At 42.8% G+C, this 1,141-nt stretch carries 2 protein-coding genes and 1 pseudogene; 1 reads left to right on the top strand and 2 read right to left on the bottom strand.

The genetic code is table 11. The features are described from left to right. The coding region (locus tag ACYVTD_RS13160) for a M48 family metalloprotease (RefSeq protein WP_461248192.1) at window positions 1–435 on the top strand (435 nt) is incomplete at its 5' end. A gap of 1 nt (window position 436) precedes the next feature. On the opposite strand, the gene ACYVTD_RS13155 is transcribed toward ACYVTD_RS13160, so the two are convergent. Beyond that, window positions 437–910, bottom strand: coding sequence for a C-GCAxxG-C-C family protein (locus tag ACYVTD_RS13155; RefSeq protein WP_461248193.1), 474 nt, complete (start codon window positions 908–910; stop codon window positions 437–439). 69 nt (window positions 911–979) lie between these two features. Further along, window positions 980–1,141: pseudogene (locus ACYVTD_RS13150) on the bottom strand (cysteine synthase A); the annotation flags it as partial.

Here is a 1,141-nt window from a genome sequence, read left to right as displayed (position 1 = left end):
GAACTTGCGCACATAATGTTAAGGCACGGAATAAATATTATTAACGAAAAAAAAGTTGAAAATGAGTTATCCTCTGTAGCGGATTGGGCTGCTAGTACAGCCGCAAAAAAATCCGCCGAAGCCGCGCGCGCCGCCTCATTCCGCGATTCCATAACAAGGAACGTAGATATACTGATGAGGAGCGGTTATTCCCAAAAACAGGAATTTGAAGCAGATCTTGAAGCTGTAGTTTTGCTTGCGAAGGCAGGCTATGATCCTGACGCGCTCAAAGAATTGTTGAAAGTTTTACAAAACGCCAAAGGCTCTGTAAGTGGCGGTTTTTATTCCACCCACCCAAGCCCTGAACAGCGAATTGCCAATGTAGAGGCGTTGAAATTTAGCAATAATGACACCTTAAAGTATCGTGAGCCGAGATTTAAAAGTTTAAAGTTTTAAATCACTTTAACGCGTATTTTTCGATAAACGGTTTGTCAAGATTGGGAAGTAATTCCGATAAATCACGTTTGATAATTTCGTCAATTATCGTCGCTGAGTCAAGGACGTATTTTTCGCAAAGTGACTTATGTTCCGCAGTACCCCATGTAATTGGTTTTGTCAGTATACGGCAGCACATAGCCTTGTTTTTTTCTTTGAAACGGTTATGAAGCTCATTGGTTGTCGTGAATGAAAGCCGTTCTGATTTATAATTTAAATTGCGTCCCGCAATCAGGCTTAACACCATGATTGCTCCTGTAACCGCGCCGCAAGCGCATTTTGACTCGCCTAAGCCGGCTCCAAAACCTGTTGCAATCTTATACAAATTTTCAGGATATTCCAAACCATAAACTTCATTGAACGCCCTTAAAACAGCCTCGCTGCAATACAGTCCGCTTCTAAAATATTCATTGGCGAGCGCGACTGCAGGCGGCACGGATTTATCAAGTTTTAAAAACCTCTCTTCATTCAGTTTTTTATTTGCTTCTTTTTCATTTACCGCAAAATCCTCAAACAGCCATGTGCTTAAATATCTTTCGCCTGAATCGGGCAGAAGCGTGACAATGCGTTTCCCTTTGTTTTCGGGGCGTGACGCTATTTGTAACGCCGCCCAAACCGCGCCTGCGGACGAAATGCCCACAAGCAAACCTTCTTTTTCCGCAAGTTT

This window comes from Treponema sp. R6D11 (genome assembly GCF_054786075.1).
The sequence above is the reverse complement of the archived record's forward strand: the minus strand, read 5'-3'. Positions and strand labels throughout refer to the sequence as shown.